The organism is Agrobacterium sp. K11, from assembly GCF_059429395.1.
In genome coordinates, this window is record NZ_JCAHRB010000010.1 from 45,399 (window position 1) to 68,979 (window position 23,581).

At 58.2% G+C, this 23,581-nt stretch carries 22 protein-coding genes; 18 read left to right on the plus strand and 4 right to left on the minus strand.

Going from position 1 to position 23,581, the window contains the following annotated elements:
• The first annotated feature begins 5 nt into the window (after positions 1-5).
• Genes AC5SEO_RS18530 through eutC form a run of 4 tightly spaced genes read left to right on the plus strand, consistent with a single transcriptional unit; the run spans position 6 to position 3,938 of the window.
• Positions 6-941 (plus strand): choline/ethanolamine kinase family protein, encoded by a 936-nt coding sequence (locus AC5SEO_RS18530; protein WP_035200787.1) that lies wholly within the window; start codon positions 6-8, stop codon positions 939-941.
• Positions 941-1,729 (plus strand): histidinol-phosphatase, encoded by a 789-nt coding sequence (gene hisN / locus AC5SEO_RS18535; protein WP_112286157.1) that lies wholly within the window; start codon positions 941-943, stop codon positions 1,727-1,729. Before AC5SEO_RS18530 ends, hisN begins: the two co-directional genes overlap by 1 nt.
• 9 nt (positions 1,730-1,738) lie before the next feature.
• A complete protein-coding gene (locus AC5SEO_RS18540) occupies positions 1,739-3,130 on the plus strand; it encodes an ethanolamine ammonia-lyase subunit EutB (RefSeq protein ID WP_112286156.1) in 1,392 nt (463 codons plus the stop codon).
• 1 nt (position 3,131) lies between these two features.
• Positions 3,132-3,938: an ethanolamine ammonia-lyase subunit EutC gene (eutC, locus tag AC5SEO_RS18545; protein WP_003516961.1), complete on the plus strand. Its 807-nt coding sequence runs from the start codon at positions 3,132-3,134 to the stop codon at positions 3,936-3,938.
• A 146-nt stretch (positions 3,939-4,084) separates the two neighbouring features.
• Here eutC and AC5SEO_RS18550 read toward each other — a convergent pair whose 3' ends face one another.
• The gene (locus AC5SEO_RS18550) at positions 4,085-4,471 is read right to left on the minus strand and encodes a limonene-1,2-epoxide hydrolase (RefSeq protein ID WP_025591684.1); all 387 of its coding nucleotides are present in this window, start codon (positions 4,469-4,471) and stop codon (positions 4,085-4,087) included.
• 156 nt (positions 4,472-4,627) lie between these two features.
• On the opposite strand from AC5SEO_RS18550, the gene AC5SEO_RS18555 reads away from it, so the two are divergent.
• The gene (locus AC5SEO_RS18555) at positions 4,628-5,545 is read left to right on the plus strand and encodes an AraC family transcriptional regulator (protein ID WP_065687652.1); all 918 of its coding nucleotides are present in this window, start codon (positions 4,628-4,630) and stop codon (positions 5,543-5,545) included.
• Between the two features lie 698 nt (positions 5,546-6,243).
• Positions 6,244-8,049, plus strand: coding sequence for an adenylate cyclase (locus AC5SEO_RS18560; protein ID WP_112286155.1), 1,806 nt, complete (start codon positions 6,244-6,246; stop codon positions 8,047-8,049).
• A gap of 174 nt (positions 8,050-8,223) precedes the next feature.
• On the opposite strand, the gene AC5SEO_RS18565 is transcribed toward AC5SEO_RS18560, so the two are convergent.
• The 3 genes from AC5SEO_RS18565 to AC5SEO_RS18575 are packed head-to-tail and all read right to left on the minus strand — an operon-like array spanning position 8,224 to position 10,666.
• Positions 8,224-9,246, minus strand: coding sequence for a DUF2955 domain-containing protein (locus tag AC5SEO_RS18565; RefSeq protein ID WP_112286154.1), 1,023 nt, complete (start codon positions 9,244-9,246; stop codon positions 8,224-8,226).
• Positions 9,236-10,342 carry an HlyD family secretion protein gene (locus AC5SEO_RS18570; protein ID WP_035252442.1) on the minus strand — a complete coding sequence of 369 codons (1,107 nt, stop codon included), beginning with the start codon at positions 10,340-10,342 and terminating at the stop codon, positions 9,236-9,238. The genes AC5SEO_RS18565 and AC5SEO_RS18570 overlap by 11 nt, the downstream gene beginning before the upstream one ends.
• Before the next feature lie 39 nt (positions 10,343-10,381).
• A complete protein-coding gene (locus AC5SEO_RS18575) occupies positions 10,382-10,666 on the minus strand; it encodes a hypothetical protein (RefSeq protein WP_035200796.1) in 285 nt (94 codons plus the stop codon).
• 426 nt (positions 10,667-11,092) lie between these two features.
• Between AC5SEO_RS18575 and AC5SEO_RS18580 the strand changes: the two genes are divergently transcribed.
• From AC5SEO_RS18580 to urtE, 12 genes are all read left to right on the plus strand, one after another.
• Entirely contained in the window at positions 11,093-12,352 is a 1,260-nt protein-coding gene (locus AC5SEO_RS18580) for an alpha/beta hydrolase (RefSeq protein ID WP_495363989.1), read from the plus strand.
• A gap of 52 nt (positions 12,353-12,404) precedes the next feature.
• Positions 12,405-14,570: a mechanosensitive ion channel family protein gene (locus AC5SEO_RS18585; protein ID WP_111802819.1), complete on the plus strand. Its 2,166-nt coding sequence runs from the start codon at positions 12,405-12,407 to the stop codon at positions 14,568-14,570.
• Between the two features lie 52 nt (positions 14,571-14,622).
• Positions 14,623-15,054, plus strand: a complete 432-nt coding sequence (locus AC5SEO_RS18590; RefSeq protein ID WP_013637556.1) for a hypothetical protein — start codon at positions 14,623-14,625, stop codon at positions 15,052-15,054.
• 65 nt (positions 15,055-15,119) lie between these two features.
• A complete protein-coding gene (locus AC5SEO_RS18595) occupies positions 15,120-15,767 on the plus strand; it encodes a MarC family protein (protein WP_003516981.1) in 648 nt (215 codons plus the stop codon).
• Positions 15,768-15,810: 43 nt separating this feature from the next.
• Entirely contained in the window at positions 15,811-16,284 is a 474-nt protein-coding gene (locus AC5SEO_RS18600; RefSeq protein ID WP_013637555.1) for a hypothetical protein, read from the plus strand.
• A gap of 370 nt (positions 16,285-16,654) precedes the next feature.
• On the plus strand, positions 16,655-17,806 hold the full coding sequence (locus AC5SEO_RS18605) for a transporter substrate-binding domain-containing protein (RefSeq protein ID WP_112286152.1): 1,152 nt from the start codon (positions 16,655-16,657) through the stop codon (positions 17,804-17,806).
• Between the two features lie 12 nt (positions 17,807-17,818).
• Complete coding sequence (locus AC5SEO_RS18610) at positions 17,819-18,427, plus strand: ANTAR domain-containing response regulator (protein ID WP_003516987.1); 609 nt, start codon at positions 17,819-17,821, stop codon at positions 18,425-18,427.
• 249 nt (positions 18,428-18,676) lie between these two features.
• Positions 18,677-19,927 (plus strand): transporter substrate-binding domain-containing protein, encoded by a 1,251-nt coding sequence (locus AC5SEO_RS18615; protein ID WP_013637553.1) that lies wholly within the window; start codon positions 18,677-18,679, stop codon positions 19,925-19,927.
• Positions 19,928-20,083: 156 nt separating this feature from the next.
• Positions 20,084-20,977, plus strand: a complete 894-nt coding sequence (gene urtB / locus AC5SEO_RS18620) for an urea ABC transporter permease subunit UrtB (RefSeq protein WP_013637552.1) — start codon at positions 20,084-20,086, stop codon at positions 20,975-20,977.
• A 1-nt stretch (position 20,978) separates the two neighbouring features.
• On the plus strand, positions 20,979-22,118 hold the full coding sequence (gene urtC, locus AC5SEO_RS18625; protein ID WP_013637551.1) for an urea ABC transporter permease subunit UrtC: 1,140 nt from the start codon (positions 20,979-20,981) through the stop codon (positions 22,116-22,118).
• A 1-nt stretch (position 22,119) separates the two neighbouring features.
• Positions 22,120-22,869, plus strand: a complete 750-nt coding sequence (urtD, locus tag AC5SEO_RS18630) for an urea ABC transporter ATP-binding protein UrtD (RefSeq protein WP_013637550.1) — start codon at positions 22,120-22,122, stop codon at positions 22,867-22,869.
• A complete protein-coding gene (gene urtE / locus AC5SEO_RS18635; protein WP_003516996.1) occupies positions 22,869-23,564 on the plus strand; it encodes an urea ABC transporter ATP-binding subunit UrtE in 696 nt (231 codons plus the stop codon). The genes urtD and urtE overlap by 1 nt, the downstream gene beginning before the upstream one ends.
• The last annotated feature ends 17 nt before the right edge of the window (positions 23,565-23,581 follow it).

A 23,581-nucleotide genomic window follows, 5' to 3' on the forward strand; every position in this document is an offset into this window, starting at 1 on the left:
AGCCTATGAATGAACTGGGAATGGCACGATCCGATGCCGAACGGGCAGTTGAGGCTGCAATCATCCAGGTACCACCTTGGGAAGGACGGCGGCTGCGCTACAGTCCGGTTTCCGGCGGAATCAGCAACACCAATTTCCGCATCGAGGTCGAAGGCGAAGAGCGTGGCTATTTTCTAAAGATTCCCGGCCGCGGCACCGAGATGTTCATCGATCGCAAGGCCGCCGCTGCCGCCAGCAAGCAGGCAGAAGTGATCGGAATCGGCCCGAAGACATTCGACTATCTCGATCACCTCGACATCGAAATCGCCGAGTTCATCGACGGTCGCCGCGCCTCGACACATAGGGATTTTGCAGACCCGGCGATCCGCAACGAAGCGGTGCGCGTCTACCGGCAGTTTCACGATGCCCCTGCCCTGCCGCTGACAAAAACCGTCTTCGACATGATCGAGGAACATTTCGACCAAGTGCGCCAGCTTGACGGCCACTGGCCGCTCGACCACGACTGGCTCTTGCGCAACTACAGACAGGCGCGCGCCGCGCTTGAGGCATCCGGGCTCGATCTGGTTCCCTGTTTCAACGACCCGATGCCGGGCAATTTCCTGATCGGTGACGACAAGTCGATCAAGCTGATCGATTTCGAATATGCGTCGAATAATGAGAGGCTCTACGATCTCGCGATCTGGAGTGGCGAGATGTTCTATTCCGAGGCGACCGACTGCGAGATAATCGAGGAGTATTTCGGTCGTTACGACAAGGCGCATCACGCTCGCTTCATCGTCCACAAGGCACTCGCCGACATCAAATGGAGCACCTGGGCGATGGTACAAAACCGGATATCGACCCTCGATTTCGACTTTTACAAGTACGGAATCTGGAAGCATATGCGCGCCCGCTCGATCATCCACGACCCCCGTTGGCCCCTGTTCCTGAAAGCCCTTTGATGCCAGTCACCGATATCAGCCCGCAAGAAGCTGCGACCTATATCACCTTCGCCGCGGAACTTGCCGACGCCGCGCGTCCGCTGGCGCTCTCCTATTTCCGGACCCCGCTCGACGTTATCTCAAAACTCGACGATAGCCCGGTGACAATCGCCGACCGGACGATCGAAAAACATCTCCGCGAGATGATCGAGGCGCGTTTTCCCGATCACGGCATCCATGGTGAGGAGTTCGGCGTAAAGGCAGGTAACGCCTTTACATGGGTGCTGGACCCGATCGACGGCACCAAGAGCTTCATCACCGGTTTCCCGCTGTTTGGTACGCTTGTCTCACTGACATTTCAGGAAAAGCCATTCTGTGGTCTGATCGATATTCCAGCCACCGGCGAACGCTGGCAGGGCCGGCCGGGAGAGACACTCTTTGCTGGCAAGCCGGCCCACGCCAGCGGCTGCGAGAACATCTCAAGCGCCCGTTTTTATACGACTTCGCCGGACATGTTCGTGGACAGCGAAGCTGAAAGCTTCGAGCGTCTCTCCCGCAAAGCCAGGCTGCGACGTTTCGGTGGAGACTGCTACATCTATGGTCTGATCGCTTCCGGCCATTGCGACATCGCTCTCGAGACGGGACTTAAACCTTACGACTACATGGCTCTCGTGCCCGTTGTGACGGGTGCCGGCGGATGCATTACGGACTGGCGGGGAAATGCGCTTTCGATCCATTCCGACGGACGGGTTCTGGCGTCGGCCACCCCGAGACTTCATGACGAAGCCCTGGCCCTCCTCAACCGGTGACGTGAACAAATGCCCTATACGACGACAATCGAGCAGACTGTCTTCCGCTTTGATGACTTGAAAATGCTGCTTGCGAAAGCAACCCCGGAGCGCTCCGGCGACCAGCTGGCCGGCATTGCGGCGCAAGGCCCGGTCGAGCGCTTGGCAGCCCAGATGGCGCTGGCCGATCTCCCCTTGAAAGCATTTCTCGGCGAGGAGCTCATTTCGTCGGAGGATGACGAGGTTTCCCGACTGATCGCGCAACGGCACGATCCGGCAGCCTTTTCCGCAGTTTCCTCGCTTACTGTCGGTGAATTGCGCGAATGGCTGCTCAAGCCCGAGACGTCGCATGAGCGGCTGGAGGCGGTGACCTTCGGACTGACGCCGGAAATGGTCGCGGCCGTGTCGAAGATCATGCGCCTGCAGGACATGATAGCTGTTTCTGCCAAGCGACGTGTCGTGACGCGATTCCGAAACACGATCGGGCTCGCCGGGCGGCTTTCCACCCGCAACCAGCCCAACCACCCGACCGATGACAGCCGCGGTATCATCGCGTCTGCCATCGACGGGCTGCTGATGGGGTCGGGAGATGCCGTGATTGGCGTCAATCCCGCGACCGATGCGACGGATGACTATATCCGCATCGTTTCCTTGCTCGACGAATTGCGGGAAAAGCTTGCGATCCCGACACAGACCTGTTGCCTTGGCCATGTAACGACGGCGATCCAGGCAATCGAACGCGGTGCGCCGGTCGATCTCGTCTTCCAGTCGGTGGCGGGATCGGAAAAGGCCAATCGCGGCTTCGGCATCGATCTGGCGCTTCTGAAGGAGGCACATGAGGCGGGGCGGTCGCTTGGTCGTGGCATGCCGGGCGCAAACGTCATGTATTTCGAGACTGGGCAGGGCGCGGCGCTTTCGGCCGATGCGCATTTCGGCGTCGACCAGCAGACGATGGAGGCACGTGCCTATGCCGTGGCGCGCGAGTTCGATCCACTGCTCGTCAATACGGTCGTCGGTTTCATCGGGCCGGAATACTTGTTCAACGGCAAGCAGATCATCCGTGCCGGCATCGAGGATCATTTCTGCGGCAAGCTCCTTGGCCTGCCGATGGGCGTCGACGTCTGCTACACCAACCATGCCGATGCTGATCAGGAAGACATGGATACGCTGTTGACGCTCCTCTGCGCAGCCAATGTCAATTTCGTCATCACCGTTCCCGGCGCCGACGATATCATGCTGAACTACCAGTCGTTATCGCATCACGATGCCGTCTATTGCCGCGAGACGCTGAAGCGGCCACCCGCACCAGAGTTCGAGAAATGGCTTTTCGAAATCGGCCTGACCGATCCAGATGGCGCGCTGGTCGGCGAGCCTGTCGCGCTTTCCAATTATGTCCGCAACAGCGCATTCATCGGAGCCTGACATGGAAGAGGTGCGAGAACCCACTGCTGCCGGAAAAAACCTCACTATCAAGGATATGACCGATGCGCGTGTTTCGCTCGGCCGTCATGGCGCGGGTCTTCCGACACGCGCTCAACTCGCATTCCTTCTCGACCACGCGCGGGCACGCGAAGCGGTCTGGACGAGCGTCGACCGGCCCTCGCTGGCAGACAGGCTCGATCGTCTCGGCCTTCCGGCTGTCAATGTCGATAGCATGGCAAGTGACCGCAGCACCTATGTGCGGCGGCCGGATCTTGGCCGGCGGCTTGCGGCGGAATCCGAAAAACGGCTGAAACATGAGAGAACGATCAATGGCTATGATGTCGCAATTATCGTCGCGGATGGCCTGTCGTCCCACGCGATCGATCTCAATGCCGTGCCGTTGATCGAGGCGCTTGTTCCGAAGCTCGCTATCCTGAACCTGACCGCTGCACCAATTGTGCTGGCGAGCCAGGCGCGCGTCGCGCTCGGCGATCCTGCCGGTGAGGCATTAGGTGCAAAACTGACGATCGTGCTTGTCGGCGAACGTCCGGGACTTTCAGCTGCCGACAGCCTCGGTGCTTACATCACTTACGGTCCCAAGTCGGGAAACCTGGATTCCAGCCGAAATTGTGTCTCCAATATCAGGGATGGTGGTCTGCCGGTCTGCGAAGCTGCCGAGATCATTGCGACGCTGACCAGGGATATGATGAGGACCCGCGTCAGTGGCGTGGCGCTCAAGGCTGCCATGGTGGAGTTTCTCGAAAGACATGACAATTCGCTTCCAGCTAAAGACCTACTGACTATTTGAAGTCTTTGCGGTGCGAAGCCTTCGGGACGTGGCCCATCTGCTTTGGAAGGATTGCGGCCTGTCGTCGAAAGTCCAGTCGACTGCCTTGTGTTGAGTGCGGAGACAATAGTCCCTGCACTCAACATCATCGTTCGCAAGCTGCCGTGCTAGCCGGCAGAGAACTTCTGGACGGCGGTTACGTCGAAATAGTCCCGCCATTCGACAATCTTGTCGCCTTCGAGCTCGAAAATTCCCATGATCATCACGCGCCCGATTTCACTGCCGTCGGCGCGCTCGAACCGGTCAAGCCTTTCGGTGAGAACGCGGGATCCATCGGCGGCAATCGCGAGCATATCGATATGGACTGTCGATATTCCCAGCGATGTCTCCAGTCCGTCGATCATCGCAATGGCCTCGTCGGCGCCCGTCGTGACTGACACGCCTTCATTGACCCAGCGCGTGGCGGGTGTGAACCAGCGGCGCACGGCTGGCCTTCCGCCGTCTTCAACGAACGTGGCGCAAAAAGCCGAAACGGTTTCGATTGGGGTGGGCATGGCAGTTTCTCCTGGGCCATCAGAAGCCCCGTTGGCCTCTGTCTTGCCGCGATATTAGGATTTCGACCCCAATGCCACGATGCCGAAACTTCCGGCACTCTTGCCTGATCTTCCGGAATACTTGATAAAACTGGGCAATCGACTTAGGGTGACTCCATGAGCGAACTCGACAAAATACGCGCCATCGCCATGCGTCATGCTGGCCGTCCCAGTCTTAAATTGCCGCGACTGTTCGCGTATACTCTCGACCATACGACCGAGGTCGATCCGCTGATCTACGATCCTGCGGCGTCCCTGGTGATCCAGGGTACGCAGCGCATGTTTATCGGCGACAAGATGTTTGAATACGGACCCGGCCAAAGCATGATCGTCGCAGCCGAGATTGCCGCCTTGGGCCAAGTTTGCGAAGCGTCGCCAGACAGACCGTTTGTCGCAATCGGTTTATATCTGGACCCGCCTATGCTGTCCGACCTCGTCCTTGAGATGGCGGCGATGCCGGAGTTACCGATGGAATCGGGATACGGCGTCAGCACCGCGAGCGCGCCGCTTCTCGGTGCTTGGGGGAGATTGGTAGAACTGCTCGATCGCCCATCCGAAATCCACGTTATGGCTCAGTCTCTGGAGCATGAGCTGATGTTTCGGCTACTGATGGGGCCGCATGGCGGCCTGCTGCGTCAGATTGCCGGGGCTGACTCGCGTCTGATGCACATCCGAAAGGCAATGGCCTGGATACGCGACCACTACGCCGAACGTCTCGATTTCAAGGCGGTCGCGGCACTTGCCGGCATGAGTGTATCCGTCTTTTACGATCGCTTCAAAGCCGTCGCCGCCGTCAGTCCGCTTCAGTATCAGAAATATATCCGGCTCCACGAGGCCCGCCGACGCATGATCGCGAACCAGGCAGGTGCAGCCGAAGTTGCGTTCGCCGTCGGCTATGAGAGCGCGTCGCAGTTCAGCCGCGAATACAGGCGTCTCTTCGGAGCGCCCCCGGGTCAAGACACCAAGCGAGCAAAGGCTGGCCTGGGGGGCATCAATCCGCCAAAAGCACCCGGTGCGCGGCCAGAGGTTGCTTGAACCGCTGACCGTAGTCCTGACTGACCGCTGCGACGACACTCGCTCGTAGAGTCAAAGCCTCGCGCCATCGCGTGACGCGCGGGAGACCCTGAGATATCGTCTGCGTTATGGCTGGGTCGATGAAACCGAAGTACCGGAAAAGAGGCGCGAACACCGCATCGACCATCTCGAAGATCGCGATGCCAGCGGCATGAGCCGCGCAAGCCTGCATCGCCATTTTCTGGCGATAACAGCGTTCAGTCCTAGTCAGTACCACAAGCATCTCAGATTGCAGGAGGCCCGACTAGCAGCCGGCCATAGCGCCTCGCAATTCACGACTGGAATGCAGGCGCTTTGCCCAGTTGCCAGAGTCAACTCTGTTACAGTCGAAACTACGGCGTTGCCGTCCACGGAAAGCGGACGTATCAGTCGGCATAGATGATGGAAATGTAGCACCACCGGGAACATGCTGTTGGGACGCCAAGAACATGGCAACCAGCTCGCTCTCGATCTTAAATGCCTGATCGGGTGCAATCGTCGGGCACCGCAACTAACGAAACGTTTGCTCAAGGCGTTAGCCTTATGTGCATATAAAGACAAAAACAGCGGGCTTTCACAGGCGACGGCTCGACGGAACAATGGACGCGCCCATATCTCGGGTGTAAGCTCACAACACACTACACGCATGCGATGAATCTCGAGGGGGACGGGAGGCGGCTATGCAGACGACGGTGTCCACGGCTTCAACTGCAGCACGAGACCCTCCGGGAGTAGAGGAAATCCGGTCGCAACTCGAACGCATCGTCGCGAGCGCGGAGTTTCCCGGCTTGGGGCGAAGTGCCGCATTTCTGCGATATGTTGTCGAGGAAGCCATCGCCGGGCGGGCCGCCCGCATCAAGGGTTACTCCATCGCAATTGAGGTATTCGGCCGCAATGAAAGCTTCACGCAGGACGATCCGGTCGTGCGGATCGAGGCCGCGCGTCTAAGGCGTTCGCTAGAACGTTATTATCTGGTGGAAGGTCACAAGGACCCGGTCAGGATCGACATACCGAAGGGCGGATATGCCCCGGTGTTCTCATTGAATACTGCGGTCGTTTCCAAGAAGGTCGATAATGGGTCCGTTCCGGCATCACAGCTATCGCCGATGGTCCGATGGTGGAGCGTGAGGCGGCTTTCACTTACTTGCCTTGCCCTGCTTACGGCTGCGTCTGCCTATCAATTCTCAAGTCACTCAAGATTGGCGCCAACAGAAGAGTTAGCCGAAAGCACGGCTCCCGACAGACCCGCCCTAATTGTGGCTCCTTTCGCCAATTTGGGCGATGGACCAAACGCCCAGTTATACAGCCTCGGGCTTACGGAGGAGCTTCTGACTGCCCTGCCCCGCTTCAAGGAGATCAAGGTCTTTGGTCGCGAGACGTCCAAAGCGCTGCCGTCGGACGTCGATGTATCCAAAGTTAGGGAAGAGCTTGGGGCCCGTTATCTTCTGACCGGGGGTGTGCGAACTGCTGGAAACAGCCTGCGCGTGACAGCCCGTCTTCTGGACACCGACGATGGCGAAATAGTCTGGTCCCGGGATTATGACAACGATCTCGGATCGAAAGACCTGTTTTCCATACAGGCGGACGTGGCCAGAAGAGTCGCCACCGCCATTGCGCAACCATATGGTGTGATGGCACAGGCCGACACCGCAAATCCTCCACCGCAGGATCTTGGTGCATACGAATGCAGCCTGCGCTTTTACGCATATCGTAGCGAGCTCAGCCCCGAAGAGCATGCACACGTTCGCGAATGCCTGGAAACATCCGTTGCGCGGTATCCGACCTTTTCCACTGCCTGGGCGATGCTATCAATCATCTATCTCGATGAAGACCGCTTCAAATTCAATAGGGGCCAAGGTCCGGAAACACCATTACAGCGGGCGCTTCGCGCGGCGCGGCGGTCGACCCAGCTTGATGCGAGCAACACGCGAGGGCTTCAGGCGTTGATGATGGCCCTGTTTTTCAACCGGGAGCTTACCGAGGCGATGCGAGTAGGCGAAGTGGCCCTCGCTACCAACCCCAACGACACCGAGTTGATGGGCGAGTTCGGCACCAGACTAGCCCTTGGCGGCCAGTGGCAACGGGGAGCCAACCTGCTTGATCAGGCTATCGCACTCAATCCAGGCGGCAGCGGCTATTATAACGGCACACGCGCTCTTGCAGCCTACATGCTCCACGACAATTCAACCGCCGTCCGCGAGATCACCAAGGCTGATATGCAAAAATTTCCGCTGTTTCATGCGGTTGCGGCGGTCATATACGCAGATGCCGGAATGATGGATCAAGCCCGGCACGAGGCAGAGATTTTCGTTCGAATGCGCCCGGACTTCCTGCCAAACGTCGTTGAAGAACTGGCGATGCGGAACGTACAGCCAGGTGATCGTGACCGACTGGTAGAGGGACTTCGCAAAGCCGGAATGCTGCCTCCCAAGGTTAAAGAACCCGCTGCGATAACCATCAGTGCTTCGGATTTGCAGCCGCGCTAGCGCAGAGGCTTAATACGCTGAAAATCGAAATGCCGCCCGCTGCGACGTACCAAACGGGCAGGTAGGAAAGGTGACGCCAATATCTCTTTCCTTCAGGCCTTTTTCGAACGCCCACATCTTACGCGGATACTTCCAGATCCACGCACCGCTGTAGAAATCAGACGAGCTGCGTTTTCATGGGTTTATCCTTCTCAGGTGCGGCCTTCTGGGCCACAGAATGGTGGCGAGCAACAGAGTGTAGGTCAAAGCTAACGCGATATAGACAATGCGGGTGGCGAAGCTTTCCGCAGCACTGCCAGGCAGGGGCGACACACCGAGCCCGAACAGGATAAGGAAAATCGTCAGAGCACCGGCAAACATCGGCGCCTCCCTGGTACGAGCTGCTGCCCGACCTCCCAGAAAGAGGGCAACGACAAGGACAATCAGAAAGATCGAGAACAGGCTGGGGCGAAGCGTGAGGATCGCATAAGCTAAAGATGCGAGGACGCCGCCGAATAGATTGACCATTATAAGCCCAACAGCTGCCCGCGTGCTTGCGGCGACGTCGAGCTGGCCGAGTAAGGATGCAACGGTGATCGGAATGACCGCCGCGGCCGTCAGATTGTCGCTCGTCAGGCAGATCACGACAGATGCCAGCAGGATCAGCGTATTGGCCAATGCTCTCAGCAGAGCCGGCGGCTGGTCGAAGGATGGCGCGGCACTTCCGTCCAGAACTACCGGTTCGGGAAAGATCGCATGGGCGAGCCACATCAAAAGCGTGCCCGACAACACGCCACCAACAAGAATCGAGAGGATGGAATTGGCCAACTCATCGTTCAAAATACCGAGCAGCGGAACGATGATCGCGACCACCAACACCAGAAAGACCGCAGGCCCGCCCTTTCCCGACGCCTGTAAGGCAAAACACAGGAAATAGGTTAGCCCCAGAAGCAGGAGAAAGGGAACAGGACGATTGCCGAGGCTGCTGGTCAAGATCATCATCGCCATTCCCGCGACCAGAATGACGAGCGCCGCGCCAAGTGTCTTGGCAAGCGGCATCGGTCGAGAGCTTCCCAGCAGAAATTGCGCGGCGAAAAGCGGCCCGAGGAACGGAACAAAGGCCCCCCAATACACCGCCAGCACAAAGCCGATCGAAACCGCAAGAGCGACCCGCAATCCTTTTCGTTTCTGCTGGGCGGCGGTGCTGTCAGTTGACATAGGTGAGCACCGACATGATACGGATCCAGAGTGATCCCCAAGCATTGGTGACCGGATTGTTACCGGTATAGATGATGACGGTCGCCTGCGAACCGTAGCGCACGCCGCCCTTGGGTCTTTGAGCTTCATCGATATTGAGACGGACCGGAAACCGCTGCGCTTCCTTGACCCAGCCGCTGTCACTGCGCATGGTTGGCAACCCGGTGCTCGGATCCGTGCTCCCTTGCGAGACACCGAAGCCGACGCTTTCTACCGTGGCAGGGAACAGTCGGCCTGGAAGGGCATCAAAAAGGATTTCCGCCCTGTTGCCGACGACGACATTTTCGAGGCTGTTCTCCTTGAACGCGGCATTGATCCAGATGGTGCCCACATCGATAAAGGTCATGGCCGGTTGGCCGGCTGGCAAGACCTTGCCACTGGTGAGCTGAAGGTTTGTCACGACCCCGGACGAAGGCGCCCGCACTGTGGTATGCATCAGGTCCAGCCTGGCCTTCTCCAATCCCGCAAGAGCTGCGCGCAGTTGCGGATTGTCGTTTCCGGAAGGGCCGAGCTGCTCGCGGGCCTTGGTGAGATCAGCCTGCGCACCGGAAACCGAGGCCTCTGCCTGATCGAAGGCAGATTTGGCGGCGTCGAAACGGGCTTTTGAAAACACGCCGTTTTTGAGGAGTTCGGAGGCCCTGGCATATTGGTCGCGAAGGTTGTCCCTGTCGGCACGGATCTGGACAAGCTTTGCTTGGGCGGCATCCACCGCAGCGGTCGATGCGCCGATTGACTGGCCGACACTGGCCAGACCGGCCTCCGCCTCGTTCACGGCGAGTTGGTAGCGCTGGGGATCAATTCGGAACAGGATCTGGTCGGCCTCCACCCGCGTATTGTCGTTAACGCCCACTTCCACGACGCGACCTGTGACTTCAGGCGCTATACCAACGACATACGCCTGGACCTGCGCTTGAGATGTTGATGGTGTCCGCCGCTCCATGAAGATTGACAGCACGAACAGGACCAGCGCCAGACAAACGACAGCGAAAGCGATCCTCCGCAGGGGATTGCGGGGTGGCGGGGTAGTTACAGGCTCGTGTGATATCTCGGAAGCCACGATCTCGTTCCTTCGAAGTTAACTGCCCATCCGGCGGAATTACACCGGGCGCGGACCAGGTGAGCGATGAAGAGAGACAACGGTGGCTCGGGCGAGAGCATCTTCAATCTCTCTGCCAAGGGCCGCCAACAATTCCCTGTATTCGGCCACACGGTCATCTCGGACCGGATCGGAAGAAGCCGCCTCCCATCTTGCCAACTCCGTCTGGGCTTCGGCAAAATCCTGGCAGATTTCACAGAATATGACGTCCCGCGACGCAAGCTCGTTGATGGCCTGAACTCTTGTGGGAAACCGCAGCCTGACCGCAGCCACACCTTCATCCATTGTCCTCTCCCACCGTCACAGCGTCACGGCGACGCCGAATGTCTCGATGGCATATTCTTTGATGAAGCGCGGCTCGTGCAGTATGTTACCGTAATATACGCTGGTGCGGTCAGCTTACCGGGGTCGGATTGCAGCACCGTCAAGGCCTCGCATGTTTTACCACGCTAGCGAGCGGGCAAGAAAGACGACGGTTACGGGGCCGCGTGTGATTGTCTCTGGCAACTTCCACACTTTCACGCATTCAGATGACGGCATCGTCCGCCGGATGCCCGTAACATACCCGATGTTACGGGAAAACAGCCCGTCATTCGCATAGGTTTTTTGTGCGCCGACGTGGCGAGGACAAAGCTGTGACAAATGGCGGCGGGCGATCTGGTGAACGGCAACGATACAAGGGACCTCCGTAACGGACGCTTTCCATATCGAATGGGAAGGCTCCCTTTTTGTGTGATGTTCGCAGCTCTCGTTGGTTGCGGCGGCCACGCGAAAAACGTTCTTGTCCCTGTTGCCGATAGCGCCCCCACATCCACCAAGGTGGACATGCTGATCACAACAACGCGTAGTCGCTCCGCGAACAAAGGCGAGATGTTTACGGGTGAACGCGCAAGGGATGCCGCCTTCGCGGAGATCACCGTGTCCATCCCTCCGGGAAATGTCCGCAAGATTGGTAATGTTGCCTGGCCGAAAAGGATTCCTCCCAATCCAGCCACTGATTTTGCGACGTTAAAGGCACAGGAAATCAGCCGCGACGATGCCCGGAAATGGCTGAGCGCTTCCGTCAGAAAGAGCCGTGACGGCAGCGTGCTGGTCTTCATTCACGGCTTCAACAATCGATTTGAAGACTCGGTCTATCGCTTTGCCCAAATCGTCCAGGATTCCGGCGTAGCGAGCGCTCCCGTACTGGTCACCTGGCCGTCGCGCGGAAGCCTACTTGCGTACGGCTACGACCGCGAGAGCACCAACTATACGCGCAATGCCCTGGAGTTGCTTTTTCAATATCTGGCCAGGGATAAGCAGGTGAAGGAAGTTTCGATCCTTGCTCATTCCATGGGTAACTGGCTCGCGCTCGAGGCGCTTCGTCAAATGGCCATTCGCAATGGAAGCCTTCCGGCCAAGTTCAAGAATGTGATGCTCGCATCTCCCGACGTCGACGTCGACGTCTTCCGGCAACAGATCGCCGACATGGGCAAAAAGCATCCGAAATTCGCTTTATTTGTCTCCCGGGATGATCGGGCATTGGCCGTGTCCCGCCGAGTGTGGGGCAACGTCGCGAGGCTTGGCGCTATCGACCCTGAGCAGCCTCCCTACAAGAGTGAATTGGCCGAAAGCCAGATCTCGGTAATCGACCTCACCATGATCAAAGCCGGGGACAGCCTCAACCACGGGAAGTTCGCGGAGTCGCCAGAGATCGTCCGGCTGATTGGAGCCCGGATTTCTGATGGACAGACTTTGACGGACAGCAAGATTGGCCTTGGAGATACGATCCTTGCAGCAACAACCGGCACGGCAGCGGCAGTGGGCAGTACCGCAGGGCTGATCCTTGCCGCTCCGGTTGCCGTCGTCGATGCCGACACCAGAGACAATTATGCCGGGGGCGTTCAGTCCCTTCTTGGTTCAGGTGGCACGACACGGAAATCATCGCACTGCAACACACCGAACACTTCGACTGAAGCATGTCATCACTAGCGGGTCGAGCGTCCTTCGGAAGGGCGCCGAGGTACCACAACAGGGACAGACAATGGTAATGCGCCTGAAATTTTTGCTGATGAAAATATCTCGCACGTCTATTGCGGCGATGCTCATCCTTTTCGTTGGCATCTCAGCCGTAGCAGCGCAAATGCCTGGCGCGCCCGCTCCGGCGGAACAACCACCCAATGTCCAGCACTTCATCACCCTAATGTCGGATCCCGATGTTCAGAAATGGTTGCAGCACGTTGCTCGTGGAGCGAATCCTGAAGCGCCGCCTTCGACCAGCGCAGAGGCGGGTCCCTCGTTTGCCGCATCGACAATGCGTTTCCGCGCCCATGCCGCCGCAATGGTCGACGCTGCACATTCTTTTCCGTCCGAAGCAATGCGTGGCGCCGCTTTACTTGAGCAGGACATCAAGACGATTGGCGGGACCCGGCCCATCGTGCTGGTGGTCGCGTTTGTTGTCGCAGGACTTGCCGCTCAATGGGTATTTTGGTGGATCAGTGCTGGCTGGCGGTCATGGATGGCGGAAGCCTCGTTCACGACCGTTTGGCACAGGATTATTGCCATAACCGCCCGGCTGCTCTGGGCGGCTTTTTACGTGCTGTCGTTCGGGCTGGGCAGCATCGGTTTCTTCCTGCTTTTTGAGTGGCCACCGATCGTTAGGGAAATCGTCGTCGGCTTCCTGTTCGCTGTCGTCATTTACCGCCTCGCCAGCGCAGTACTGGATGTGTTTTTGGCGCCACGCTCGAACGAGAAAGGCCATTTCCGCGTGGTTCCGATCTCTGACGAGACGGCAGGTCACTGGGCAAAACGACTGAGCTATCTCGTGGGTTGGTACGCCTTTGGCTGGGTGACCATTCGGCTTCTCGGTACGCTTGGCCTATCGATCCCGGCGCGGCAGCTCGCGGCCTACTTCCTGGGTTTCATTCTTCTCGGCATTGCTATCGAGGCCATATGGCGACGCCCGCCTCATTCCTCCACGTTACAGGGCAGCCGGATTGGATTGAATGGTCGCAACTGGCTTTGGACTGCCTATTTAACCGGTATCTGGTTGCTCTGGGTGGCGGGCGCGACGACGCTTTTCTGGATTATGGTCGTCTGCGCCGCATTGCCAGGCGCGATCGTTCTTACCAAAGCATCTATAAACAACATTCTGCGCCGCTCCGGCGCTGAAGAGGATGGTCATAAACGTGTCACAGTGGTTTCGGTTGTCGTCGAGCGTGGGATAAGGGCAGCCCTGATCGTTGCAGCCATCCTCTTCCTCGCCGATGTCATGGACGTTCGACTGACCGAGATGACGATGCAGGATTCACCCGCGCTACGGCTCTTACGTGGAGTGCTAAGCGCCGGCATCATTCTCCTCGTCGTCGATCTGGCATGGAATGTCGTTAAAGTGCTGATCGATCGGAAAATGGGAGACACGGAAGCCGCGCTTGAGATTGGAAGCGAGCGGGAGCGGCGGCGTACCCGTTTGAGAACTCTTCTACCGATCCTGCGCAACTTCGTCATGATCCTTTTTGCAGCGATTGCGATCATGATGGCCCTGTCTTCACTCGGAATCGAGATCGGACCATTGATCGCCGGTGCTGGCGTCGTAGGCGTCGCCATTGGCTTTGGTGCGCAGACCGTCGTCAAGGACATCATCAGCGGCATGTTCTATCTACTCGACGATGCATTCCGGATTGGTGAATACATTCAGAGCGGCAGTTACAAAGGAACCGTCGAGGCGTTCAGTCTCCGCTCGGTCAAGCTTAGGCACCACAGGGGCCCGATATTCATCGTCCCATTCAGTGAACTGGGTGCCGTCCAGAACATGAGCCGCGACTGGTCAGTGGTCAAATTCCTGCTGTCCGTGTCCTACGAATCCGACGTCGCCCAGGTCAAGGCAATCACCAAAGCCGTGGGCAAAGCCCTGTACGATGACCCCGAATTCCAGCCGTTCATTATTGAGAACCTCAAAATGAAAGGCGTCGAAGAGATCACAGACATTGGAATAAAATTGAGCTTTGGGATGACGTTGAAACCTACCCAACTGCAATCGGCCATCCGTCGCAGAGCTTATGCAATGCTGCGGGAAGCATTCAACGCCCAAGGCATCAAGATCGCCGTTCCGACCGTGCAAGTCGCAGGCGGAAAGGAAGAGGGTCTTGCTGCCGCTGCCCAACAGGCGCTGGCAAAACACAACGCCGTGACCGTGCCCGGGCCAGCTTGATCACGAAGTGAACCAGGCGAAACGCCATCAAAGATCACAAGGAGGATATGAAATGAAAACCTCAAAAATCGTATCACACCTACTCAGCCTGATCGCCGTGCTGATGCTGATCAGCATACCGGTTCTTTTACCCTCGACCGCTGAAGCCCGTCGTGGGGCTGCAGCCTGCGGCCCCCGAGGCTGCGGTGTGGCGGCGTGCGGACCGCGCGGTTGCGCTGCTGCCGGACGTCGTCATGCACCCGCATATCGCCCTGCCCATCGGCCTGCGGCCCCGGCCTACCGGCCAGCGCGGCGCGGCGTTGTCGTTGTTGCTCCCCGCCGCTACTGGCGGCCGGGCGCCGCGATAGCTGCAGGCGCAGCCATTGGCGTCGTCACCGGTGCAGCAGCTGTCGCACTGGCTGGTACACCGCCGCAGCCCGGCCAGTGCTGGTATTACACGTCTCCGGCCAAAACGACCGGCTTCTGGGACGTTTGCCCGCACTGAAACTGCTTGGCTGGGACAATCATGCTGCTCGCGCACGCGCAGATCATCAACGAAGGGGATCTTCCATGGACTTCAACACCATCGACGCCACGCTTGTCGGAAAGCTTCTTCTTTTGCTTTTGATCGGCATGGGTCCAAAAATTGCCCTCGTGCCGTTTCTTGAGAAAACCCATAGTTTCGACACCGCGACCAAAGTGCGCATCGGCCGCCAGATGGTACTGACAGCACTCGTCACAGCACTGATCCTCTTTGCGACCGGCGCGCTTCTGATGCGACTTCTCCACATAACCGGCGGCGCCGTCGCTGTGGCAGGTGGCATCATCCTTGCGCTCATAGCGATCAAAATGGCATCCGGACCGACGGAAAAGCCGCATGACGAGCTTGCCGATCCGATCGATCCGGACAAACTCGCAGTGTTCCCGCTTGCGGTTCCCTATTTGCTCAACCCCGTCGGCATAACCGTCATAATCCTGGCGTCTGGCGAAGTTGTCTCAGTCGCCAGCGCGGTAGTTGTCGCTGTTCTGATCCTGATCGTCGCTGCTTTCGACTATGTCGTTTTTACCAATACCGACAAGCTGTCCAAACACATGAAGCCAGCGAGCATGGTCGTCTCAGAGGTCGTGTTCGGGATTTTGCTGACCGCTGTCGCAGTCCAGCTGATTGTCAGTGGGCTAGGGCGTCTAGGGATCATTGCGCCGGCGGTGGGCCATTGACCCATAGGGCGCAGCCTCTCCAGGCGGCTCGAAGGGAATGCGCATGATGACTGATCGAAGGAAAAATGCTCTCGCTTACGGATCACTCATCGTGCTCCAGTCCCTGGCGGTCGCATTCCTGCTCCGGGTTATCTTCCCGATCTTTTACGCCGTCGTCACCCATCTTGGCGAACGCCAACAAGTGCCCGTGTCGACATTGCTCACAATCCTTGCGGTTGCGCTGCTTTTACAGGCAAGCTACTGGACAAGAATGCGTTGGGTCGAGGTCCGCGCACCGTTCCACTCCATATTCGTATCTCACCTCTTATCGTTTGCCGCACGCCTGGCCTTCCTGTTCGGAGGCGTCTTGTTCTCAACGATCTTCTTTCGACACTTGCCGGAATCCAACACGCTGCCTCCGCTTGGTCACACGGTTCTGCAGGGGGCTTTGATCCTGTTGGTACTGTTCAGTTTTTTTTGCTACTCCGTCGAACTTGAACGCCTTGCGAAGGCGATCGAAGATCCAGCTGAGACATAAATTGCCTCCGGTTACAGCTCAGCAATGTGGTGTTGGCCGCCGCTGTCGAAGCCGACTTGGCGGTGGAACCGATGTCCATATCGCGTTCCATCCAGGCTACCGAATAGCGCCGCGCGGATGAAGGGTAGTTAGACATCGCTCGGTGGAGCAAAGAGGGTGTGTGCGTATTCTCGATGCTCAGGCGAACACGCGGAAGAATTTTGATCCCATGATTTTAGATTTGCGAGTGTTTTCAGCTCTCCTCTATGTTGCCACCGGACAAGGAAACTGACATCATCGTTTTGCAGGCTTCAACGGGCCGCTGATATTCCATGAGCAGGGTAGCTCTCGACCGGAAACGGGCGGGAGCTTTTTTATTTTTTGGTGGGCGATGATGCATTCAGAAAGCTGGCGGGTCGGTGTGCTGTTCTCCGAGACGGGTGTGACCGGAGCCGTCGAAAAAACCCAGAGGTTCGCGACCTTGCTGGCGATTGACGAAATCAATGCGGCTGGCGGCGTCCTTGGCCGGATGATCGAGCCTGTCGCCTATGACCCTAAATCGACGCCCAATCTCTATAAGGAACTTGCGGTCAAGCTTTGCGACGAGGATCGGGTCCGGGTCGTTTTCGGTTGCCATATGTCTAGCACCCGCAAAGCCGTACTGCCCGTCATCGAAGCTCGAGATGCCCTGCTATTCTATCCGACACTGTATGAGGGGTTTGAATACTCTCGGCACTGCATCTACACCGGGGCCGCACCCAACCAAAACTCCGTGCAGCTGGTCGACTTCCTCACCAAGCATTATGGAAAGCGGGTTTTCCTTGTGGGTTCGAACTACGTCTACCCTTACGAATCCAACCGGACGATCAGCGATCTCTTTCTTCAGCTGGGCGGTCAGGTGCTGGACGAAATATATGTTCCTCTCAACCTAAAACCCGAAGATGTCGCCAAAATCATCCGGCATATTCGCGCGGCACGGCCGGATGTCATCTATTCGACAATCGTCGGCGACGGTATCATTTCCTTCTACACGGCGTTCAAAGAGGCGGGTTTTGATTCAGCGACGATGCCAATCGCCAGTCAGTCGACAAGCGAGGCCGACGTGATCCGGATGCGGCCGGAAGTGGCCGAGGGGCATATCACCGCGGCCCCGTTTTTCGCCTCCCTGAATACGCCTCGCGCGCGTGCCTTCGTCTTGGCTTACCAACAGCGATACGGCCAGCAGATGCTGCCGACCGCGCCGGCCGAAGCGGCCTATTTCCAGGTCTATCTCTATGCGGGAGCTTTGCAGCGGGCCGGTGGCGACGGGCTGGAGCAGCTTCTTCCAGCCCTTTACGAGGTCGAGTACGACGCTCCGCAGGGCGCTGTGAAGATAGACCGGCTGACGAACCACACCCATCTGTGGCCAAGGGTTGCAAAAGTAAATGCGCAAGGCAGCTATGACATCGTCCATGACCCGTCGCTGCGCGTGGCGCCAGATCCCTTCATGCGAGAATATCGCCCGGATCTGACGCAGCCGTTCCCACATCGTGTTCAGGTCTGAGAAGGAGCGACGATGTCTTTCGCCCTTCTCAGAGATTTGCGGGACCTCAAGGTTCTGGTGATTCATCCCCGGACATCCGAAGGAGAGTTTCTCGTTGATCACCTGCGCCGTATCGGTTGTACGGTCAGTTGCCTCTGGCCGGTCCCTGCCGAGTTGCCACACGGCACGGATGTCGTCTTTCTTGCCATGGAAGACGAGGCGCGACCGGAAATCGAACGCCTGCTGAAGTGCCTCCCCAATCCCGCTCCGACCATGCTCGCCATCGTCGGTTACGAAAATCCCTCCACATTGCAGATCGTTCTGGAAAGCGGCGCGCTTGCCATTGTCGAGAGACCGATCAAACCGTTCGGCCTGCTGACAAATCTCGCCATAGCGCGCAGTCTCTGGCTTGAGCGCCAAAGGCTCGTCAAGGAAGCCCGTAAATATAAGCGCAAGGTCTTGGGAGACCAGAAGCTTGCCCGGGCAAAGGCCATTCTCATGGCCAATCGCGGCACGAGCGAGAATGAGGCGTATCGTGAAATGCGCGAGCAAGCGATGGCTCGGCGGGTCCCAATCGATGAAATCGCCAATTCGATTATCAACGCCGAACAGCTCTTGCGCCCTTCCCAAAAACATGATTAGTTTTTGATGTGTTCCAGATGAACACCTCCGGCACATCCCTTCGTTTCGCGAAGCCATGTGCCGCTGTTGCACGCGGCGCAGCCGTGATGCGATGATGGCAAGGGTGCCCGCAGGCTGTGAAAAGCCTCGCGGGTTTTTTGTTATCTGCTGACAGTGAAGTCGGCCTTCCAGTATTTTTTCGGCATGAAAGCCTCGCCGTAGAGCCGGGCAGTGCCGTCGCGTGCGCCAATCAAAAAAAGGGGAACCAAGATGGTGTTCAACAGACGTGACTTTCTGAAAACCGCAGCCACAGCTTCCGCCGCACTCGCCTTGCCGGCGCTGGGCGGCCGGGCATTTGCAGCCGATGCTATCAAGGTCGGTGCGCTCTACTCCCAGACGGGCGGGCTTTCTGTCGCCGAGAAGCTTCTCGCCAACGGTGTCATGATGGCCGTGGCCGAAATCAACGCAGCCGGCGGCGTTCTTGGCCGCCAAGTGGAAGTCGTCGTCGAAGACGGCGCTTCCGATCCGAAGACCTTCAGCGAAAAAGCATCGAAACTGATCCTCAAGGACAAGATTTCCACCATCTTCGGCTGCCACACCTCTGCCAGCCGCAAGGCCGTGCTGCCGATCTTCGAACGGCGCGGCGCGATGCTGTTCTACCAGACGCACTATGAGGGCTTTGAGTGCTCGCGCAACGTCGTCTATTCCGGCGCCGTTCCAAACCAGCAGCTCTCCAACTACATTCCCTGGATTGTCGAGAAACTGGGCAAGAAGAAGTTCTTCATCGTTGGCTCCAACTATGTCTATCCGCGCGAGATGGCCAAGGTTTCCAAGAAACTGATCGAGGCGGCGGGCGCAGAATGGGTGGCGGACGAATATCTGGAACTTGGACACTCCGAATGGGCTGTCATGGTCAGCAAGATCAAAGAATCGGGCGCCGACGTGGTTCTTTCCAACGTGGTTGGCGACTCGATCATCGCCTTCTACCGCGAGTTCAAGAACCAGGGCCTCTCGCAGGAGGTCATCCCGATCTGCGCGACAGTGACCTCCGAAATCGAGATCGCCGCCATGGGCGCCGAATATGCGGCGGGCAGCTACACATCATTTCCATATTTTATGTCGATCGAAACGCCGGCCAACAAGAGCTTCATCGAACGCTTCAGGACCTTCGTCAACGATCCGAAGGCAGTGACATACCATTCGCTCGAGGCCGCCTATTTCCAGGTATTCCTGTGGAAGCAGGCAGTGGAGAAATCCGGCGATCTGTCCGCCGATGCTATCAGGGCCGGCATTCGTGGCCAGACCTATGACGCGCCCGGCGGCAAGGTGACCACCGACCCCGACAACCTGCATTGCTGGCTGACGCCGCGTATCGGCCAATGGCAGCCGGATGGACAAAGCAAGGTCGTCAACGCCTACCCGTCACCGATCAAGCCGCTGCCCTATTCGGCCTATGGCGAGACGGAAAGCAATCTTTTCTGCACCAGCAACGGTCTCGACGCAGCAAAGCTCAAGGGCTGACCCCTCTTTCCGCGTCCTCCCGCCAGCCATGCCTGGCGGGATCATGTCTCGGCAAGGCGGATCTGCGTTTTTTCCTCTGCTCGGTGCCAACCCGATTTTAGGGCAGGCAAGGAGCAGGACAAAGTCTGATCCGCCCTTCTCACGAACGGTGGCGTTATGCTCGACATTCTCTTTATCGGCCTCAGTCTCGGCTCAATCCTTCTTCTGGTGGCACTCGGTCTTGCCATCACCTACGGCGCCATGGGCGTCATCAACATGGCCCACGGCGAAATGGTCATGATCGGTGCCTACGTCGCCGTCCTCTCGGGCATCTGGCTGAAAACAGGCCTTCTGTTCGCAATTCCCCTGGCTTTTGTCGTGACCGCCCTGCTCGGCCTGGTGATCGAGCGGGTGGTGGTGCGCAGGCTTTACGGCCGCCTGCTCGACACGCTTCTTGCCACCTGGGGCATTGCCATCCTTTTGCAGCAGGCCGTAAGGCTCGAATTCGGCCTCAGCTTTTTCGGCATTCATATCGAGGGCCTGGGAGCCGGACTGCAAAACGTCGCCGTGCCTTCGTATCTGCAGGGCACCTTCAGGTTCGCCGGCGCCGACATCAACGCGTATCGCACCTTCATCATCGCGGTGACGGCCACGTTGACGCTGGCGACATGGTTCATTCTCTACCGGACGACAGCGGGCATGCAGGTGCGCGCCATCATCCGTAATCCAAAAATGGCCGCCGCTTGCGGCATCGATGTGAAACGCATCAATGCCCTGACTTTCGCCTTCGGTTCCGGCCTTGCGGGCGTCGCCGGCGTAATGATGTCCGGCTTCAAGACCGTTTTCCCCGACATGGGCACGACGATGGTCGTTGACGGTTTCATGGTCGTGGTGACCGGCGGGGTCGGCAGCCTTTTCGGCACGGCCCTGTCGTCAGGGCTTCTGGGCGAAATCAATGCGCTGGTGGCGATTGGAACGAACGACATTCTGGCGCGCGCCGTCGTCTTCGGGGTCGTCATCCTCGTCATTCTCGTCAAGCCCAGCGGGCTATTCTCGTTCAAGGGGCGCTAACATGAGCATCGAACGAAAATTCCAGATCGCCGCCTATGTGCTTTTCATCGCGGTGATTTTTGCAGCGCCGGTTTTCGGTGACGAATTCTGGCTGAACCGCATTTCGAAATATCTGGTCTACGGCATGCTCGGCGTCGCCATTGCGCTCACATGGGGATATGCCGGCATTCTCAATCTCGGCCAAGGGCTGTTTTTTGGCCTGGGCGCCTACATGCTCGCCATGTCGCTGAAACTGTCGAGCCTGACCAGTCTGCAACAGGGCTCCGACAGGCCGGTTCCGGATTTCATGCTGTGGAATGCCGAGCCCGGCGCGCCGACGGAACTTTGCTGTATCAACAAGGGCTCCTTCCTCTGGCTTCCGTTTCAGAGCCAGTCCGTGGGTCTCGTGCTTGGCATCGTGCTTCCCGTCGTGATCGCCGGGGCACTCGGCATGCTGGTTTTCCGCAAGCGTATTTCCGGTGTCTTTGTCTCGATCATCACCCTGGCGCTTGTTCTGCTTGTGCGTCTCGTCATGGTCGATGCGCAACCGGTGACGAACGGTTTCAACGGCCTGACCGATCTTGGCTGGCTGACGATCGGCGGCATCGAATTCGACCCCTACAGCCGGGCAACCTATTATCTGTGCGCCGCATGCCTGTCCCTGACGCTCATCGGCGCGCGTCTCATCGTGGAGACCCGTGCAGGTATGATCCTACAGGCGATCCGCGACGATCAGCTTCGCGCCCGCTATCTTGGCTTCGACGTCTCTCTTTACCAGGTATTCTTCTTTGTCATTTCTGCAGGCATCGCCGGCGTTGCCGGCATGCTCTATGTGGTCGTCGCGGAGTTCGCCTCGCCGACCTTCATGGACCTGTCTTTCTCGGTGACGATGGTCGTCTGGGCTGCCGTCGGCGGCCGCTCCTCCCTGCTCGGCGCCTGCATCGGCGCGATCCTGATCAACATGATCGAGGCCGAGGTCAGCGAGACCGAAGCGCTGGTCGAGGCCTGGAAAGCGATCATCGGCCTCATCTTCGTCCTTGTCGTCCTGTTCATGCCGCGGGGCCTTGGCGGCGTCGCGCACGATGTGCTGCGGCAGTTTATCCGCCGTGTCAAACCAGGCCCGGCATCCTCATCGTTACAGCAACAAAGCGAGGCATTGTAATATGAGTGCAATCGCATTGACCATCGACGGTCTCAGCGTCGATTTTGGCGGATTCAGAGCCGTCAACAATGTCAGCATTACCGTTCGCGATGGCGAGTTGCGTGTGTTGCTCGGCGCAAATGGCGCCGGAAAGACAACTTTGATGGACCTGGTCAGCGGCAAGACCCGCAGCACAAAAGGCAGGGTCTTCGTCTACGACACAGACATCACCAACTGGCCGGAACACAAGATCGCCCGCGCCGGGATCGGTCGAAAATTCCAGATCCCCAGCATTTTTCGCGATCTCACCGTGCGGCAGAATCTGGAGGTCGCCAATTGCCGCAATCCATCGGTGTTTGCCAATCTCCGGTTTGGATTTTCACGCGCCGAAGCCAAACGCGTCGATGAGGTACTCGCCCTCACCGGCCTCGAAGCGGAGGAGAATGTGACTGCGGCTTATCTCAGTCATGGCCAGACGCAATGGCTGGAACTGGGCATGCTCATCGTCCAGGATCCCAAGGTTGTTCTGCTGGACGAGCCGACGGCGGGCATGACCCAGGCCGAAACCCGCAAGACGGCCCAGATCATCAAAAATCTCAAAGGCCGCCACACCATCCTCGTCGTTGAGCACGACATGGGGTTCGTCCGTGAAATCGCCGAACGCATCACCGTTCTGCATCTGGGAGAGGTGCTCGCCGAAGGAAGCGTCGGGGATATCGAGAGCAATCCGAAGGTCCGCGAGGCCTATCTCGGTTCGAAAGGAATATCCTGATGCTGACATTGAAAAACGTACACAGCTACTACGGCCGCAGCCATATCCTGCACGGCGTCACGCTTGATATCCCGGCGGGAAAGGTAACCAGCATTCTTGGCCGCAACGGTACCGGCAAGACGACCCTGTTGAAAACCCTGATGGCGCTGACCGACCGTATGACGGGCGAGATGCATCTGCAGGGGAAAGACATAGGCTCATCTTCGACGCATATGAGGGCACGGGCCGGGATCGCCTACGTCCCCCAGGGCCGGGAGATCATTCCCGATTTCACCATCCGCGAGAACATCCTGATGGGCGCCTTTGCGCGCACCGATCGCAAACGCGAAATTCCGGCACTGGTGCCGGAGCTTTTTCCATATCTGATGGCCAACCTTGATCGGCCCGGCGGTGTGCTTTCGGGCGGCCAGCAACAGCAGCTCGCCATCGCCCGCGCACTGGCCGCGGATCCGAAGGTACTGCTTCTCGATGAACCCAATGAAGGCATCCAGCCCTCGATCGTCGAGGAGATTGAAAAGATCATCATCCGGCTCAATCGCGAGATCGGCATGACGATCATCCTCGTCGAGCAGAACGTTGCATTTGCGCGGCATGCCTCTCACCACTTCGCCATGCTGGAGAAGGGAGGTGTGGTCGCGGCCGGCGCCATCGACGCGCTCTCCGACGCGCTGGTTCATAGGCATATGGCTGTTTGAAAAGACGCATCCTTTCA